Origin of the sequence: Stenotrophomonas sp. RIT309, assembly GCF_000632045.1 — a bacterium.
Classification (GTDB): Bacteria; Pseudomonadota; Gammaproteobacteria; order Xanthomonadales; family Xanthomonadaceae; genus Stenotrophomonas; species Stenotrophomonas indicatrix.
In genome coordinates, this window is record NZ_JFYS01000014.1 from 160,469 (window position 1) to 176,688 (window position 16,220).

At 65.8% G+C, this 16,220-nt stretch carries 15 protein-coding genes; 9 read left to right on the plus strand and 6 right to left on the minus strand.

Features of this window, described 5'->3' with window-relative positions; translation table 11 throughout:
• The first annotated feature begins 4 nt into the window (after positions 1–4).
• Together BW38_RS10625 and metH are read left to right on the plus strand one after the other, a co-directional pair.
• Positions 5–1,099, plus strand: coding sequence for a homocysteine S-methyltransferase family protein (locus BW38_RS10625; protein ID WP_032976314.1), 1,095 nt, complete (start codon positions 5–7; stop codon positions 1,097–1,099).
• 54 nt (positions 1,100–1,153) lie between these two features.
• On the plus strand, positions 1,154–3,838 hold the full coding sequence (metH, locus tag BW38_RS10620) for a methionine synthase (protein WP_025876832.1): 2,685 nt from the start codon (positions 1,154–1,156) through the stop codon (positions 3,836–3,838).
• A gap of 75 nt (positions 3,839–3,913) precedes the next feature.
• On the opposite strand, the gene BW38_RS10615 is transcribed toward metH, so the two are convergent.
• The 5 genes from BW38_RS10615 to BW38_RS10595 form a co-directional block, all read right to left on the minus strand.
• The gene (locus tag BW38_RS10615; protein ID WP_032976315.1) at positions 3,914–4,597 is read right to left on the minus strand and encodes a DUF2058 family protein; all 684 of its coding nucleotides are present in this window, start codon (positions 4,595–4,597) and stop codon (positions 3,914–3,916) included.
• A 10-nt stretch (positions 4,598–4,607) separates the two neighbouring features.
• Entirely contained in the window at positions 4,608–4,847 is a 240-nt protein-coding gene (locus tag BW38_RS10610; RefSeq protein WP_025876828.1) for a SlyX family protein, read from the minus strand.
• Positions 4,840–6,189, minus strand: a complete 1,350-nt coding sequence (locus tag BW38_RS10605) for a UDP-glucose/GDP-mannose dehydrogenase family protein (RefSeq protein WP_032976316.1) — start codon at positions 6,187–6,189, stop codon at positions 4,840–4,842. The genes BW38_RS10610 and BW38_RS10605 overlap by 8 nt, the downstream gene beginning before the upstream one ends.
• 23 nt (positions 6,190–6,212) lie before the next feature.
• On the minus strand, positions 6,213–7,190 hold the full coding sequence (locus BW38_RS10600; RefSeq protein WP_025876825.1) for an FKBP-type peptidyl-prolyl cis-trans isomerase: 978 nt from the start codon (positions 7,188–7,190) through the stop codon (positions 6,213–6,215).
• Positions 7,191–7,286: 96 nt separating this feature from the next.
• Positions 7,287–7,874, minus strand: a complete 588-nt coding sequence (locus BW38_RS10595; RefSeq protein WP_025876823.1) for a glutathione peroxidase — start codon at positions 7,872–7,874, stop codon at positions 7,287–7,289.
• A 623-nt stretch (positions 7,875–8,497) separates the two neighbouring features.
• Between BW38_RS10595 and BW38_RS10590 the strand changes: the two genes are divergently transcribed.
• The 6 genes from BW38_RS10590 to BW38_RS10565 all read left to right on the plus strand — a co-directional run bounded on the left by BW38_RS10590 (position 8,498) and on the right by BW38_RS10565 (position 12,843).
• Positions 8,498–8,857, plus strand: a complete 360-nt coding sequence (locus BW38_RS10590) for a GntR family transcriptional regulator (protein WP_012511573.1) — start codon at positions 8,498–8,500, stop codon at positions 8,855–8,857.
• Positions 8,857–9,747, plus strand: coding sequence for an ABC transporter ATP-binding protein (locus BW38_RS10585; protein WP_032976317.1), 891 nt, complete (start codon positions 8,857–8,859; stop codon positions 9,745–9,747). Before BW38_RS10590 ends, BW38_RS10585 begins: the two co-directional genes overlap by 1 nt.
• On the plus strand, positions 9,744–10,769 hold the full coding sequence (locus BW38_RS10580; RefSeq protein WP_025876815.1) for a hypothetical protein: 1,026 nt from the start codon (positions 9,744–9,746) through the stop codon (positions 10,767–10,769). Before BW38_RS10585 ends, BW38_RS10580 begins: the two co-directional genes overlap by 4 nt.
• A 23-nt stretch (positions 10,770–10,792) precedes the next feature.
• A complete protein-coding gene (locus BW38_RS10575) occupies positions 10,793–11,677 on the plus strand; it encodes a DUF2807 domain-containing protein (protein ID WP_025876813.1) in 885 nt (294 codons plus the stop codon).
• A gap of 30 nt (positions 11,678–11,707) precedes the next feature.
• Positions 11,708–12,310: a DUF2884 family protein gene (locus BW38_RS10570; RefSeq protein WP_032976318.1), complete on the plus strand. Its 603-nt coding sequence runs from the start codon at positions 11,708–11,710 to the stop codon at positions 12,308–12,310.
• A gap of 107 nt (positions 12,311–12,417) precedes the next feature.
• Positions 12,418–12,843: a hypothetical protein gene (locus BW38_RS10565; RefSeq protein WP_032951937.1), complete on the plus strand. Its 426-nt coding sequence runs from the start codon at positions 12,418–12,420 to the stop codon at positions 12,841–12,843.
• 81 nt (positions 12,844–12,924) lie between these two features.
• Here BW38_RS10565 and BW38_RS10560 read toward each other — a convergent pair whose 3' ends face one another.
• A complete protein-coding gene (locus BW38_RS10560; protein WP_032976319.1) occupies positions 12,925–14,364 on the minus strand; it encodes a class II fumarate hydratase in 1,440 nt (479 codons plus the stop codon).
• A gap of 289 nt (positions 14,365–14,653) precedes the next feature.
• On the opposite strand from BW38_RS10560, the gene purB reads away from it, so the two are divergent.
• Positions 14,654–16,021, plus strand: coding sequence for an adenylosuccinate lyase (purB, locus tag BW38_RS10555; protein WP_032976320.1), 1,368 nt, complete (start codon positions 14,654–14,656; stop codon positions 16,019–16,021).
• Positions 16,022–16,220 lie beyond the last annotated feature (199 nt).

A 16,220-nucleotide genomic window follows, 5' to 3' on the forward strand; every position in this document is an offset into this window, starting at 1 on the left:
CGACATGCCCGCATTGCCCTGGCTGCACCCGGAACGCGTGGAATCGCTGCTCGCTGCCCTGCGTGATCGGATCCTGATCATCGACGGCGCGATGGGCACGATGATCCAGCGCCACGGCCTGCAGGAAGAGGATTACCGGGGCGAGCGCTTCGCCGGCGGTTACGACCACGCCCATGGGCCCGGCTGCGACCACGGCAGCACACCCGAAGGCCACGACCTGAAGGGCAACAACGACCTGTTGCTGCTGACCCGGCCGGAGGTCATCGCCGGCATCCACACCGCCTACCTGGAAGCGGGCGCGGACCTGGTGGAAACCAACACCTTCAACGCCACCTCCGTCAGCCAGGCCGACTACCACCTCGAACACCTGGTGTACGAGCTGAACAAGGCGGGTGCGGCCGTCGCACGTGCCTGCTGCGATGCGGTGGCGGCCACCACACCGGACAAGCCGCGCTTCGTCATCGGCGTGCTCGGCCCGACCAGCCGCACCGCTTCGATCAGTCCGGACGTCAATGATCCCGGCTTCCGCAACACCAGTTTCGATGAGCTGCGCGGCACCTACCGCGAAGCCATCGATGGCCTGATCGATGGTGGCGCCGACACGATCATGGTCGAGACCATCTTCGATACGCTCAACGCCAAGGCTGCGCTGTACGCCATCGAGGAGGCCTTCGATGCACGTGGCGCGCGGCTGCCGATCATGATTTCCGGCACCATCACCGATGCTTCCGGGCGCACCCTGTCCGGACAGACCGCCGAGGCGTTCCAGGCGTCACTCGCGCATGCACGGCCGTTGTCGATCGGCCTGAACTGCGCACTCGGCGCCGATGCCATGCGTCCGCACGTGGAAACCCTGTCGCAGGTGTCGGACTGCTACGTCAGTGCCCATCCCAACGCCGGCCTGCCCAATGCATTCGGTGAGTACGACGAAACACCCGAGGAAATGGCCGCCACCCTGCGTGGCTTTGCCGAAGATGGCCTGCTCAATCTGGTCGGCGGCTGCTGTGGCTCCACCCCGGACCACATCCGCGCGATCGCGCTGGCGGTGGCCGGGCTGCCGCCCCGCGCCCTGCCTGCCGCCCAGGTGCAGGCGGCATGAACACCTCCACCCCCTCCCGCACGTCCCCCTGTTGCCGCTGAGTTGCCGCCGATCATGACGCCTGTCCGCCCTACCCGCCTGTCCGGCCTGGAACCGCTGGTCATCACCCCGGATCTGCTGTTCGTCAATGTCGGCGAACGCACCAACGTCACCGGCAGCGCGCAGTTCCGCAAACTGATCAAGGAAGGCCGTTACGAAGAAGCGGTGGACGTGGCCCGGCAGCAGGTGGCCAGCGGCGCACAGATCCTCGACGTCAACATGGACGAGGGCCTGATCGATTCGGAAGCGGCGATGACCCGCTACCTCAACCTGATCATGTCCGAGCCGGACATCGCCCGCATCCCGGTAATGGTCGATTCCTCCAAGTGGAGCGTGATCGAGGCTGGCCTGAAGTGCCTGCAGGGCAAGAGCGTGGTCAATTCGATTTCGCTGAAGGAAGGCGAGGACCTGTTCCGCGAGCACGCGCGCAAAGTGCTGCGCTACGGTGCGGCGGCGGTGGTGATGGCCTTCGATGAGAGCGGGCAGGCCGATACCTGCGCGCGCAAGGTTGAAATCTGCACCCGCGCCTATCGCCTGCTGGTCGATGAAATCGGCTTCCCGCCACAGGACATCATCTTCGACCCGAACATCTTCGCCGTCGCCACCGGCATTGAAGAGCATGACAACTACGCGGTCGACTTCATCGAAGCCACCCGCATCATCAAGCAGACGCTGCCGCACTGCCATGTGTCCGGCGGCGTGTCCAACGTTTCGTTCTCGTTCCGCGGCAACGAAACCGTGCGCCAGGCGATCCACTCGGTGTTCCTGTACCACGCGATCGCCGCGGGCATGGACATGGGCATCGTCAACGCCGGCGCCATGCCGATCTACGACGAGCTGGAGCCGGAACTGCGCGAGCGCGTGGAGGACGTGATCCTCAACCGCCGCTCTGATGCCACCGAGCGCCTGCTTGAAATCGCCGAGCGCTACAAGGGCAGCAAGGGCGCGGCGAAGACCGAAGACCTGGCCTGGCGCGAGAAGCCGGTGGACGCACGGTTGGCGCATGCGCTGGTGCATGGCCTGGATGCCTGGGTCGACGCCGATACCGAAGAAGCCCGGCAACGTTCCAGCCGCCCGCTGGACGTCATTGAAGGCCCGCTGATGGCCGGCATGAACGTGGTCGGCGACCTGTTCGGTGCCGGCAAGATGTTCCTGCCGCAGGTGGTGAAATCGGCACGGGTGATGAAGAAGGCAGTGGCCTACCTGCTGCCCTACATCGAAGCCGAAAAGGCCCGCAGCGGCGACACCGCCAAGAGCAACGGCAAGATCATCATGGCTACGGTGAAAGGCGATGTGCACGACATCGGCAAGAACATCGTCGGCGTGGTCCTGGCCTGCAACAACTTCGAGGTGATCGATCTGGGCGTGATGGTGCCGGCGCAGAAGATCCTCGATGCCGCCCGCGAGCACCAGGCCGACATCATCGGCCTGTCCGGCCTGATCACGCCGTCACTGGAAGAAATGAGCCATGTCGCCCGTGAAATGCAGCGGCAGGGCTTTGACCTGCCACTGATGATCGGCGGCGCGACCACCTCGCGTGCGCACACCGCGCTGAAGATCGACCCGCACTACAAAGCCCCGACGGTCTGGGTGAAGGACGCCTCGCGCGCCGTGGGCGTGGCGCAGTCGCTGATCTCGCGCGAGCTGCGGGATGCGTTCGTCGCCGCCAACGAGGCGGACTACGCCGAGATCCGCACCCGCCACCGCAACCGCGGTGACGCCAAGCGCCTGGTGTCGCTGGAGCATGCACGTGGCCAGAAGTTCCAGTGCGACTGGCAGGCGTACACGCCACCCGCACCGAAGCAGCCGGGCCTGCATGTATTCGATGACTACCCACTGGCCGAGCTGGTGCCCTACATCGACTGGACGCCGTTCTTCCAGGCGTGGGAGCTGGCCGGCAAATATCCGGCGATCCTCACCGATGAGATCGTCGGCACCCAGGCCAGCGAGCTGTACCAGGACGCGCGCGCGATGCTCGACCGCATCGTCAACGAGAAGTGGCTGCGGGCCAAGGCCGTGTTCGGCCTGTGGCCTGCCAACAGCATCGGCGACGACGTACGTGTGCAGCATCCCGATGGCGAAGCCACCCTGCACTTCCTGCGGCAACAGGTGGACAAGCCCGCCGAACGCCCGGATTTCTGCCTGGCCGATTTCATCGCTCCGGCCGACAGCGGCAAGCAGGACTGGATCGGCGCCTTCGCAGTGACCGCCGGGATCGGCATCGACGCGCACGTGGCCCGTTTCGAGGCCGACCACGACGACTACAACGCAATCCTGCTGAAGGCGCTCGCCGACCGCTTTGCCGAAGCCCTGGCCGAACGCCTGCACCAGCGCGTACGCACCGGATTCTGGGGGTACGACCACGCCGAAACGCTCGACAACGAAGCGCTGATCGACGAAAAGTACCGCGGCATCCGCCCCGCGCCCGGTTACCCCGCCTGCCCCGAGCACAGCGAAAAACGCCGGTTGTTCGACCTGCTGGGCGCGGAAACCAACGCCGGCATGCAACTGACCGAGAGCTTCGCGATGCTGCCGACCGCGGCGGTGTCGGGCTACTACTTCAGCCACCCGCAGAGCCAGTATTTCGTGGTCGGCCGCCTCGGTCGCGAGCAGGTCACCGACTACGCACGCCGCAAGGGCGTGGACCGTGCCCAGGCCGAACGCTGGCTGGCGTCCAACCTCGACTACGATCCGGAATGAAAAAAGGGGACGGAGGGGATTAAGTCGTTCTTGGCACAAACGACTTAATCCCCTCCGTCCCCTTTTTGTCGGTGCTTACCAGACCAGGTCGTCGGGCACCTGGTACTGCGGGTCGGCGTAAGGATCGTCCTCGGCCGGTGCATTCGGGTCGACCTTCAACGCCACCGAAGCGGCGAACACCGCTTCAGACTGGGCCAGGACTTCAGCCGTCACCAGCAGGTAGCGACCGTTGAGCTGGACCACGCCCAGTTCACCGGCATTGAGTGCCTTGAGCTGCTCGGCGGTGACGTAGATGCGCTTGATCTTGCCGCCGTACGGGAAGTGGCGCGCGATATCGGCCGCTTCGGCATTCAGGCTCTTGTCCTTCAGCAGTTCTTCCAGCTTCACCTTGGCCTCGCGGCGCTGGCGGGCTTCTTCCTGCTTCAGGCGCTCGGTCTCGATGCGCTCTTCCTTCTCCCGCTGCGCACGGATCGCGTAAGCCTTGGCCAGATCCATTTCCTCGGCGGTACGCGGCTTGCGCGGCCCCTGCCCGTGGCCCTGGCCACGCTGCTGGCCAGGCTTGCCCGGGCCGCCATTGCCATGCGCCCGCCGCTCGCCGGGTTTGTGTTCGCCCTTGCCAGCGTGCTGCGGCTTTCCATTGCCAGCGCCACCCTTGCCCTGCGGGCGGCCATCACGGCGGGGGGCATCATTCTTGCGCTCGGGCTTGGGCGCGGGCTTGAAGCCCAGGCCCATCAGCTGGTCGCGGAGGGTATCGCTCATAGGATATGGATCAGTAGTGCGGCGGCGGCGGTTCGCTCGCCGGATCAGAAGAATTCAATGCATTGCGGACCTTGCCCAGGTCTTCCAGCAGCACGCGCAGGATGCCGGCATTGCGGCTGCCTTCCATGCGCGCGTCTGCAAGTGCATCGCTCAGTTCGGCCAGCGCGTGTTCCTGGAAGGACACGCGCATCTCCAGCTCGACCAGGCGCGCTTCCAGCGCCTGCTCGCGTTCGGTCGGTACTTCAGACATGCAGCGAACGCCCCCGGCCAATGCCGTAATACGCGAGGCCGGCAGCCTCGACTTCAGCCGGCTCGTACAGATTGCGGCCGTCGAACACCACCGCATCCTTCAGCCGCTCGCGCAGCATCTGGAAATCGGGGCTGCGGAACTGCTTCCACTCGGTCACCACGACCAGTGCATCGGCGCCCTGCAGCGCATCGTCGGCGCTGTCACAGAGCACCAGATCATCGCGCTCGCCGAAGATCCGCTGCGATTCATGCATCGCCTCCGGATCGTAGGCGCGCACTGTCGCACCGCCTTCCCACAACTGGGCCAGCAGGCGGCGGCTGGAGGCCTCGCGCATGTCATCGGTGTTCGGCTTGAACGCCAGGCCCCACACGGCGAACGTCCTGCCGCGCACGCCTTCGTCTTCGCCCTTGTCGTAGTGGCGCTGGATCAGGGCAAACAGGTGCCCCTTCTGCGATTCATTGACCGCCTCCACCGCGTTCAGCAGCTTCGGCTCCAGGCCGGCCTGCTGCGCGGTGCGCGCCAGTGCCTGCACGTCCTTGGGGAAACACGAACCGCCATAACCGGCACCCGGATAGATGAAGTGCCAGCCAATACGCGGATCCGAACCGATGCCCTGGCGGACCTGCTCGACGTCGGCGCCCACGCGCTCGGCGATGTTGGCGATTTCATTCATGAACGAAATCTTGGTTGCCAGCATTGCATTGGCGGCGTACTTGGTCAGCTCGGCCGAACGCACGTCCATCTCCACCACGCGATCGTGGTTGCGATTGAACGGTGCGTACAGGCGACGCATCACTGCGACCGACTCGGCGCTGGTCGCACCGATGATGATGCGGTCAGGCCGCATGCAGTCGGCAACGGCGTCGCCTTCCTTCAGGAATTCGGGGTTGGACACCACATCGAAGGCGATATCCGCCCCACGCGCCGCCAGCTCCTCGGCAATGGCCGCACGCACTTTGTCGGCGGTGCCTACCGGCACCGTCGACTTGTTGACCACCACGGTCGGCACCGAAATGTACCGACCGATGGTGCGGGCCACGGCCAGCACGTATTGCAGATCGGCGCTGCCATCCTCGTCCGGCGGCGTGCCCACGGCGATGAACACCACCTGGCCGTGGCCGATGGCGGTCGCCGCGTCGGTGGTGAACACCAACCGCGACGCGGCGTGGTTGGCCTTCACCATCGGCTCCAGGCCGGGCTCGTAGATCGGGATGATGCCCCGGTTGAGGCCATCCACCTTGGCCTGGTCGATATCGACGCAGACCACCTGGTGGCCAACGTCGGCCAGGCAGGTGCCGGTCACCAGACCTACGTAGCCGGTACCAAAAATCGCAACGCGCATATCCGTGCTGACTCCGTGTTGGCTTACGGCAGAACGCCCAGCAGCTCGACGTCGAAGGTCAGGGTGGAGTTCGGACCGATCGGGCCACCCGGGGTGCCGTTCTCGCCGTATGCCAGTTCACCCGGGATCCAGAAGCGGTACTTCGAGCCGACCGGCATAAGGGCCACGCCCTCGGTCCAGCCCTTGATGACCTGGTCCAGACCGAATTCGGCCGGGCCACGGCCCGCGGAACTGTCGAACACCGTGCCGTTGAGCAGCTTGCCTTCGTAGTTCACGCGCACCTTGCTGGAGGGCAACGGACGCTCGCCACTGCCCGGACGGATCACCTGGTACTGCAGGCCCGACGGGGTGGTCACCACGCCCGGCTGGGTCTTGTTCTTGGCCAGGAACGCGTTGCCTTCCTGACGGTTGGTCTGCGCTGCCTGTGCGGCCTTTGCCTGCATCTCGGCCTGCTTGGCACCCATGAACGACTGGATGGTGGCAGTGGCATCGGCTTCGCTCATCTTCGGCTGGCCCTTGCTCAGGCCAGTGTTGATCGCGTCAAACAGCGAAGCGGTATCGATATCGTCCTTCAGCTGTGCCAGCGACGGACCCACCGAATAAGCACCGATCATCTGCGCGACCTTGACCCGATCGACCTTCGCCGGCTGCGAGCCCGGCGCGACGCCCGGCACCTGCTGGCCGCTGCGGGCCATCACCACCTGGCGCAGGGCGGCATCGGTCGCCTTGGCCTGTTCCTGGGTGATCTGCGGCTGCAGGCCTTCGAAGGAACGCTCCACGGCAGTGCGCAGCGCGGCTGCATCGATTTCATCGGCGATCGGCGCGAACGACTTGGCCACATCCAGACCAATGGCGTAGCCGAGCTTCTGCTTGGGGGAATTCAAGGGTGCGGTCTCCTTGGCGGCCGAAGGAGCGGCCGGTTGTTGCGACAGGGCGACACCGGAGGTGCCCATCGCCAGAATCAGAACCGACGCCGCGGCGCCGCGCATTCCCATTTTCATTCGCTGCATTCCTGGAAGTGACTGGACGCCGACGTCGGCGCGAAAACACGTATTGTCGCACGCATGCCGTCGATGTCGAGGCATCCGTGCCGGCATTCAATGTGCGGCCGGTGCCGCCAGCGCCTTGTCGATGGCCGCTTTCAGCTGCGGATCATCCGGGGTGACCTTGCTGGCGAACTGGGCAATGACCGTGCCATCGCGTCCGACCAGATACTTGTGGAAATTCCAGGCCGGCGCCACGCCGGTGGCGGCGGTCAAGCGCTGATACAGCGGCGTGGCCTGCGCGCCGGTCACGTGCACCTTTTCGAACATCGGGAATTTCACACCATAGGTAAGCGTGCAGAAATCCTGGATCTGCTTTTCATCACCCGGCTCCTGCCCCTTGAAATCGTTGGACGGGAAGCCGAGCACGGCAAATCCCTTGCCGGCGTACTGCTTCTGCAGCGCTTCCAGACCCTCGTACTGCGGGGTATAGCCGCACTTGCTTGCCGTATTGACCACCAGCAGCACCTGCCCGTGGTAACGCTGCTGCAGGTTGACCTGCTGCTTGCCCGCCAGCGGCCGGTACGACAGATCCAGCAGATCGGCGGCCGAAGCGGCGGCCGACGTGGCCAGGCCTGCGGCCAGCAGGGTCAACAGGGACAGGCCGCGAAGGCGGCGCGAGGAGGCAGTCGACAAAGGCATGGGAGACGGTCCGCGGTAGCCATTCCAGGGGTCCGGCCGTGACGGGCCGGGAATCGGCCGAACTATAGCACCGGGGTCTGCACGTCTCTGGAGCGCATGCGTTGTCGCGCTTTGCACGGCGTGGCGGAAGCAGTCTGCCGCGCGTCCCAGCCCGCTGCTGATGACATAGCATGGACATGGCTGAATGGGAGGCCGACTGAAAACGCGCCTCCGCAGTTTCTCTTTTTCGATGCATATCAAGCGGTTGAACGAATATTGCGGTGCCGTGACCACCCCTGCCATCAGTTGGGTGGGGACAGGACTTGCACACAGGCGTGCCGGTGTTATAGTTGCATACAACACCAGTCACCTGAGACAGGGGGAACCATGAACAGCCGGATGCGTCGCAGCCTTGCCGCCCCCGCGGTCACCGCGGTATCAACCCTGTTCGTACTGGTCTGGCTGGCCATGCCGGCACCGCCGGCCGCGTCCTCCCCCACCCTCTCCGAAGACAGTACGCAGGACGCAGCAGCACCCACGGCAGGGAATGCCGCTCCCTCCCCCTCCCCCCCGCGTCGGCTGCACAGCTCCCTGTCCATGCCGTATTTCTCGTTCGCACAGCCGCTGACCCCACGGAGCTGAATATGAGCGACATCCAGTGGAGCGACGGCGCTCCCATCTACCGCCAGCTGAAGGAACGCGTGATCGCCATGATGCTTGACGGAATCCTCAAGCCGGGCGATGCCCTTCCTTCGGTGCGCCAGGTGGCCGCCGATTACCAGCTCAACCCCATCACCGTTTCGCGCGCCTACCAGGAGCTGGCCGATGAAGGCCTGGTCGAGAAGCGCCGCGGGCTGGGCATGTTCATGACCGAACAGGCGGCCACGCAGCTGCGCAGCAGCGAGCGCGAACGCTTCCTCAATGAAGAATGGCCGGCCGTACTGGAACGCATCCAGCGACTGGGCCTGAGTCTCGACGAATTGTTGCCCCAGGGGAAATTCTGATGAATGCCAGTCCCACTACCGCTGTGCCAAGCGACGCTGTCATTACCGCCCGTGGCCTTCGCAAGGCTTACAAGAACACGCTCGCGCTCGACAACGCCAGCTTCTCCATTCCGGCAGGCCGCATCATCGGCCTGATCGGCCCCAATGGTGCCGGCAAGACCACCGCGCTGAAGGCGGTGCTCGGCCTGACCTCGGTGGAAGGCGAGCTGAGCGTGCTCGGCCGTGACCCGCGCGTGCACCGCGACGATCTGATGAACGACATCTGCTTCATCGCCGATGTCGCCGTGCTGCCGCGCTGGCTGAAGGTGCGTGAGGCGATCGACTTCGTCGCCGGCGTGCACCCCCGCTTCGATCGCGCCCGTTGCGAACGCTTCCTGGCCAACACCAAGCTGCAGCCGAAGCAGCGCGTGCGTGAACTGTCCAAGGGCATGATCGTGCAGCTGCACCTGGCCCTGGTGATGGCCATCGACGCCAAGGTGCTGGTGCTGGACGAACCCACGCTCGGCCTGGACATCCTGTACCGCAAGGAGTTCTACCAGCGCCTGCTGGAAGACTACTTCGACGAGCAGAAGACGATCATCGTCACCACCCACCAGGTGGAAGAGATCGAGCACATCCTCACCGACGTGATGTTCATCCGCGATGGTCGCATCGTCCTCAATGCGGAAATGGACGAAGTCGGCGACCGCTATACCGAACTGCTGGTCGGTGCCGACCAGCTCGAAACCGCCCGCGCACTGAAGCCCATCGACGAGCGCAGCCAGGCCTTCGGCAAGACCGTCCTGCTGTTCGACGGGGTGCCACGCAGCCAGCTGGCCAGCCTGGGTGAAACCCGCAACGCCGGCCTTGCCGATCTGTTCGTCGCTGTCATGAAGGGGACCTACGCATGAATGCCGTCAACCATCCTGTCAGTCCCGCAGGCACCCTGCGCTGGCTGCTCAAGCGCGAATACTGGGAAAACCGCGGTGGTTTCCTGTACGCCCCAGTGATCGCCGGCATCGTCTCGCTGCTGATGAGCGGCATCGGCATCGGCCTGGGCCTGTTCGCCCTGCATCGTGCCGCCCGCGACGGCGGCCTGCACATCGACGGCGAGAGCGTGAACATCAACGGCCTGGATCTGGCCGTGCTGACCCGCGACATCAGCGCCAAGGACATGGCCGACCTGGGCAACGGCCTGGACCTGGCGATGGTATTGACCTCGTCCTGGCCACTGATCGTGCTTGCCTTTGTGGTGTTCTTCTATTGCCTGGGCGCCCTGTATGACGATCGCCGCGACCGCAGCATCCTGTTCTGGAAGTCGCTGCCGCTGTCGGACACCCAGACCGTACTGTCCAAGGTGCTCAGTGCACTGATCGTCGCACCGCTCATCGCCATCATCGCTTCCAGCCTGACCCTGCTCGTTTTCATGCTGATACTGTGCCTGGTGGTGGTCTCCCACGGCGGCGATGCGATGCAGTTGATCGTGGGACCTGCCAATCCGATGAGCCTGGTCATGGGCATGTTCGTGTCCATCCCGGTGTACGCCCTGTGGGCGCTGCCCACTGCGGGCTGGCTGCTGCTGTGCTCGGCCTGGGCACGGAGCAAGCCGTTCCTTTGGGCAGTGATGCTGCCGCTGTTCGCCGGCATCATCGTCAGCACCACCAAGCTGATGCACCTGTTCGACCTGACCACCGGCTGGTTCTGGCAACACATCGTCGGCCGTCTGCTGCTGGGTGCGATGCCGGGAATGGATCTGCTGTACCGCGCCGGTGGCGGTGAATCCAGGCAGGATCTGGACTCGATCGTGGCGCTGATGGCGCCCTCTGCCCAGCTCAAGTCGCTGGCGATGCCCGACCTGTGGATCGGCGCGGCCTTCGGCGTGGCCTTCATCTTCATCGCCATCCGCCTGCGCAAGCGCGCTGGCGAAATCTGATCGTCAACCTGGAGGCACCACCCATGCGTTCCTTGATTGCCTGTACTGCACTGTTGCTGTTGCCGCTGTCGGCGCTGGCCGCCGATGCACCGAACTGCAAGTTCTCCGCGCCGCGCGCGTTGAAGATCGACGCGGCCGGTGCCAAAGCGGTGGTGTTCGAGATCAACCAGCATGACCTGAAGGTGGTGGCCAGCACCGGTGGCGGCCAGCTCGAAGGCCGCGCGTGCGCGTCCAACAAGGACTGGCTGGACCAGCTGGTGCTGGACCAGCGCCGCGTGGGCGACAAGCTGGTGGTGAGCCTGCGCCGCGACAGCCGCGACGCGCTGTCGATGGGTAACAGCTACGCCTGGCTGGACATCCGTGGCAGCGTGCCGGACAACCTGCCGCTGCAGTTCAAGATCGGCTCGGGCGATGGCAGCATCGAGAACGCGCAGTCGCTGAGCATGGACGTGGGCTCCGGTGATGGCATCGCCCGCGGCACCCGTGGCAGCGTGCATGCCGCCGTGGGTTCGGGCGACCTGGACGTCGATGGCGCCGCATCGTTCAACCTGCTCTCGCTGGGTTCGGGCGACGTCAACGCCCGCAACATCGGCGGTGATGCCAGCGTCGGCACGGTCGGTTCCGGTGACCTGAAGGTGACCGACGTGCGTGGCAACGCGCGGCTGGATACCGTCGGTTCGGGCGACATCGGCTTCAAGCAGGTGCAGGGGAACGTCGAGGTCGGCGTGGTCGGCTCCGGCAACGTCGATATCGAGCAGGTCGGCGGCAATGTCCGCGTGCGCAGCCACGGCTCGGGCGACATCGATGTCGACGGCGTGCGCGGCAACCTCACCGTCGAGCACAGCGGCAGCGGCGATGTCCAGCATCGCAACGTGTCCGGCACCATCACCCTGCCGCGCGGCAAGTAACGTCCAACCATCCGATCCGAGGGGAATGCCATGAGTCTGCTGCGCCTGCTGCCTGCTGCCCTGCTGTGCCTGCCGCTGATCGCCTGTGGCGACACGTCCAGCCCCGACAAGACCGCCGGCAAGGCGGTGGCCGAGACCGCGGGCGGCGTCGGCCAGACCGTCAAGGAGGCGATGGATGACGCCCGCAGGGAAATCGCCGAAGGCAACATCAAGATCTCGGCCGACAACCAGCCACGCGCGGAGATCACCCCGCAGGGACAGCTGCTGATCGGTGGCAAGCCGGTGGCGCTGGACGATGGCCAGCGTCGCCAGCTGCTTGATTACCGTGGCAACGTGGTGGCGGTGGCGATGGACGGCATGGACGTCGGCCTGGCAGGTGCCAAGCTCGGCGCCAACGCTGCCGGTGAAGCACTGAAGGGCATCTTCAGCGGTGACAGCGAAGGCATCGAGAAACGGATCAACGCCGAGGCCGCCAGGATCGAAGCGCAGGCCAAGCGCATCTGCGACCGCATGCCGGCCATGCTGGCCAGCCAGCAGGCCCTGGCTGCCTCGCTGCCGGCGTTCAAGCCCTACGCCACGATGGACCAGAGCGATGTGGACGACTGCGGCAAGGACACGGTCGTCAACCGCTGACCCCTGTGACAGATCAGCGCACCCGGCCGGCCGCGCACCTGCGTTGCCGGCCGCTGCGCCCCGGCGGGCTTACAATGGCAGCCCCGGATGCACTTCATCGAACCGCCATGAAAAAGCTGTTTCTGCTGCTGGCCGCCCTGCTCTGCCTGGGCCTGGTCGGCTGTGACCAGGACTACCGCAACCACCGCGCCGAGCGTGGCAAACCCAAGATCTCGGTCAGCGAGAGCATCGTGACCGTTCGCCGCCAGCCGGCACCGAACATCATCATCCTGCCCGACGGGCAGATGAAGATCGACGAGATCCTGATCCCGCTCAACGCCGAACAGAAGCAGATGCTGCAGACGATGTTCGGCAAGCTGCAGGTGCTGCGCCAGAACACGCTGGTGGCCGCACCGGCCGACCCCAACATGCAGCCGGTCAAGATCGTGCCGCCGGAGGGCATGCAGGTGATTCCGCCGGACCTGGTGCAGACCATTCCCGAGTTCAAGGATTACACCGAGACCTTCGGCAACATCGTCGCCGACCGTCGCTGAAACGAACAACGCCGCCCTCCCGGGCGGCGTTCTTCTTTCTCGCCTGTAGTGGGTGCGGACCTCGGCCCGCACACCGCTCGATCAGCCGCCGGCACCACCGCCACCGGCCTGGATGCCACCGGCCGTCAACGCGGCCGGATCCAGCAGGCGGCGCAGCTCGGCTTCGGCCAGGCCACTGTCTTCCAGCGCCACGTCCAGCACCGGGCGCTGCTCCTTGTAGGCGCGCTTGGCAATCGCTGCGGCCTTCTCATAACCGATGATCGGGTTCAGCGCGGTCACCAGGATCGGATTGCGCGCCAGCGCCTCGGCCACACGGTCCTCGCGCACCTTCAGGCCGGCAATGGCGCTGTCGGCCAGCAGGGTCGACACATTGGCCAGCAGGCCGATGCCATCGAGCAGGTTCACCGCGATCAGCGGCAGCGTCACGTTGAGCTGGAAGTTGCCGGTCTGGCCCGCCACGGTGATCGCCGTGTGGTGGCCGATCACCTGCGCGCAGGCCATCACCGTCGCCTCCGGGATCACCGGATTGACCTTGCCCGGCATGATCGAGGAGCCCGGCTGCAGTGCCGGCAGTTCGATCTCGCCCAGGCCCGCCAGCGGGCCGGCGTTCATCCAGCGCAGGTCGTTGGCGATCTTGATCAGGGCTACCGCCAGCGCATTGAGCTGGCCCGACAGTTCCACCGCATCGTCCTGCGCGGCCAGGCCTTCGAACTTGTTCTCGGCGCTGTCGAACTTGAAGCCGGTCTGCTGCTTCAGCGCCTTGGCAACCTGCGCACCAAAGCGCGGGTCGGCATTGATGCCGGTGCCGATGGCGGTACCGCCCAGCGGCAGGCGGCGCACGCGCTTGAGGCTGTCCTCGATGCGCTCCTGGGCCGAGGCCAGCTGCGCCGACCATGCACCGAATTCCTGTTCGAAGGTCAGCGGCATCGCATCCATCAGATGGGTGCGGCCGGTCTTGACCACCTTGCGCAGGCTGCGGCCCTTCTTGTCCAGCGTCCGGCGCAGGTGCACCAGCGCCGGCAGCAGCTGCTCATGGGTGGCCAGCACGGCCGACACGCGCAGCGCCGTTGGAATCACGTCGTTGGAGCTCTGCCCCTGGTTGACGTGATCGTTCGGGTGCACCGTGGTCTTGCCGGCCTTGCCGGCGCGATTGGCCAGGGTGGCGATGACCTCGTTGGCATTCATGTTCGAGGACGTACCCGAGCCGGTCTGGTAAACGTCGATCGGGAACTGCGCGTCCCACGTGCCGTCCGCCACTTCAGCCGCGGCAGACTGGATGGCCTTGGCCACGGTCTTCGGCAGATGGCCCAGCTCGGCATTGACGCCGGCGGCAGCGGCCTTGACCAGGCCCAGCGCACGGATGAAACCGCGCGGCATGCGCTGGCCCGACACCGGGAAATTCTGTACAGCGCGCTGGGTCTGCGCGCCCCACAGGGCGTCGGCAGGCACCTGCAGCTCGCCCATGCTGTCGTGCTCGATCCGGAATCCCTTGGGGGCACGCTTGCTTGCAGCTTTGCTCATTGCATCAACTCCGCACTACTTCAGTTGGGGAAAGGAAAGCGGCGGCTGGCAGGGTGTCGCTTCCCGGGCTGGCGGCTGCAACAACGATACTCCCTTGTCCGCAGCGTGGGATGGCGAGGACGGGCCAGATCGTTTCATCCGCAGGGCCGATTGAACGGGTAGCGCCGGGCCGCGCCCGGCTAGCGCGCAGCGCGGCCACCATCCGCCGGGCATGGCCCGGCGCTACCGAGCATGCGAAGGCCACGCGTCGTAGAATATCGGCCCCGCCGCTCGTCCCAGCCCTGCCGACATGTCCGAATCCGCCCTGCTCGCCCTGTCCCCGCTCGATGGCCGCTATGCCGGCAAGGTCGACGCCCTGCGCCCGATCTTCTCCGAGTACGGCCTGATCAAGGCCCGTGTCACGGTCGAAGTGGAGTGGCTGCTGGCCCTGGCCGCCGAGCCGGGCATCGTCGAGCTGGCCGCGTTCTCCGACGCTGCCATTGTCCGCCTGCGTGCACTGGCCAGCGGCTTCAGCCCGGCCCAGGCCGCGCGCGTGAAGGAGATCGAGCGCACCACCAACCATGACGTCAAGGCGGTGGAGTACTTCATCAAGGAACAGCTGAAGGACGATGCCGAGCTGGCGCCGGCGCTGGAGTTCGTGCATTTCGCCTGCACCAGCGAAGACATCAACAACCTCAGCTACGGCCTGATGCTGGAACAGGCCCGTCGCGAGGTGCTGCTGCCGACCCTGGACGGCATCGCCACTGCACTGCGCACGCTGGCCCATACCCAGGCCAGCCAGCCGATGCTGTCGCGCACCCACGGCCAGACCGCCTCGCCGACTACGCTGGGCAAGGAGCTGGCCAACGTGGTCGCCCGCCTGGAACGCCAGCGCCGGCAGATCGCCGCGGTTGAACTGACCGGCAAGATCAACGGCGCCGTCGGCAACTACAACGCGCACATCGCCAGCTACCCGGATGTGGACTGGCCGGCCTTCGCCGAGCGCTTCGTGACCGGGCTGGGGCTGGTGTTCAACCCGTACACCACCCAGATCGAGCCGCACGACAACATCGCCGAGATCGGTGATGCCGCCCGCCGCGCCAACATCATCCTGATCGACCTGGCCCGCGACATCTGGGGCTACGTCTCGCTGGGCTATTTCAAGCAGCGCCTGAAGGAAGGCGAAGTCGGTTCGTCGACGATGCCGCACAAGGTCAACCCGATCGATTTCGAGAACGCCGAAGGCAACTTCGGCATCGCCAACGCGCTGTTCGAGCATTTCAGCGCGAAGCTGCCGATCAGCCGCTGGCAGCGTGACCTGACCGATTCCACCGTGCTGCGCGCGCTGGGCACCGCGTTCGGTCACAGCCAGGTGGCGCTGGATTCGCTGGCCAAGGGCCTGGGCAAGCTGGAAGTGAACCCGCAGCGCCTGGACGCCGATCTGGATGCGGCGTGGGAAGTGCTGGCCGAGGCCGTGCAGACGGTGATGCGCCGCCATGGGCTGCCGAACCCGTACGAGCAGCTGAAGGCGCTCACCCGTGGCCAGGGCATCACGGCCGAGTCGATGCGCACCTTCGTGCAGGGGCTGGAGCTGCCGGCCGATGCCAAGCAGCGCCTGCTGGAGATGACCCCGGGCAGCTACACCGGCCTGGCCGAGTCGCTGGCGAAGAAGATTTAAGGGTTTTCCTTGCGGCGGCGGCCGCGGGCGCTGCCTGCGGCAGGCAGCAGCAACGGCAGCAGCAACGTCAAAAGCGGCTCTGGATTACTGCTAGCTGGGCGGGTCGGGATGGGCCAGCGGGACACGCCGTGAACCCATCCATGGGGGCTCGATGGCGCCATCCATGGCGCCAACGGTCCCGCGGGCCCATCCCGCCCCG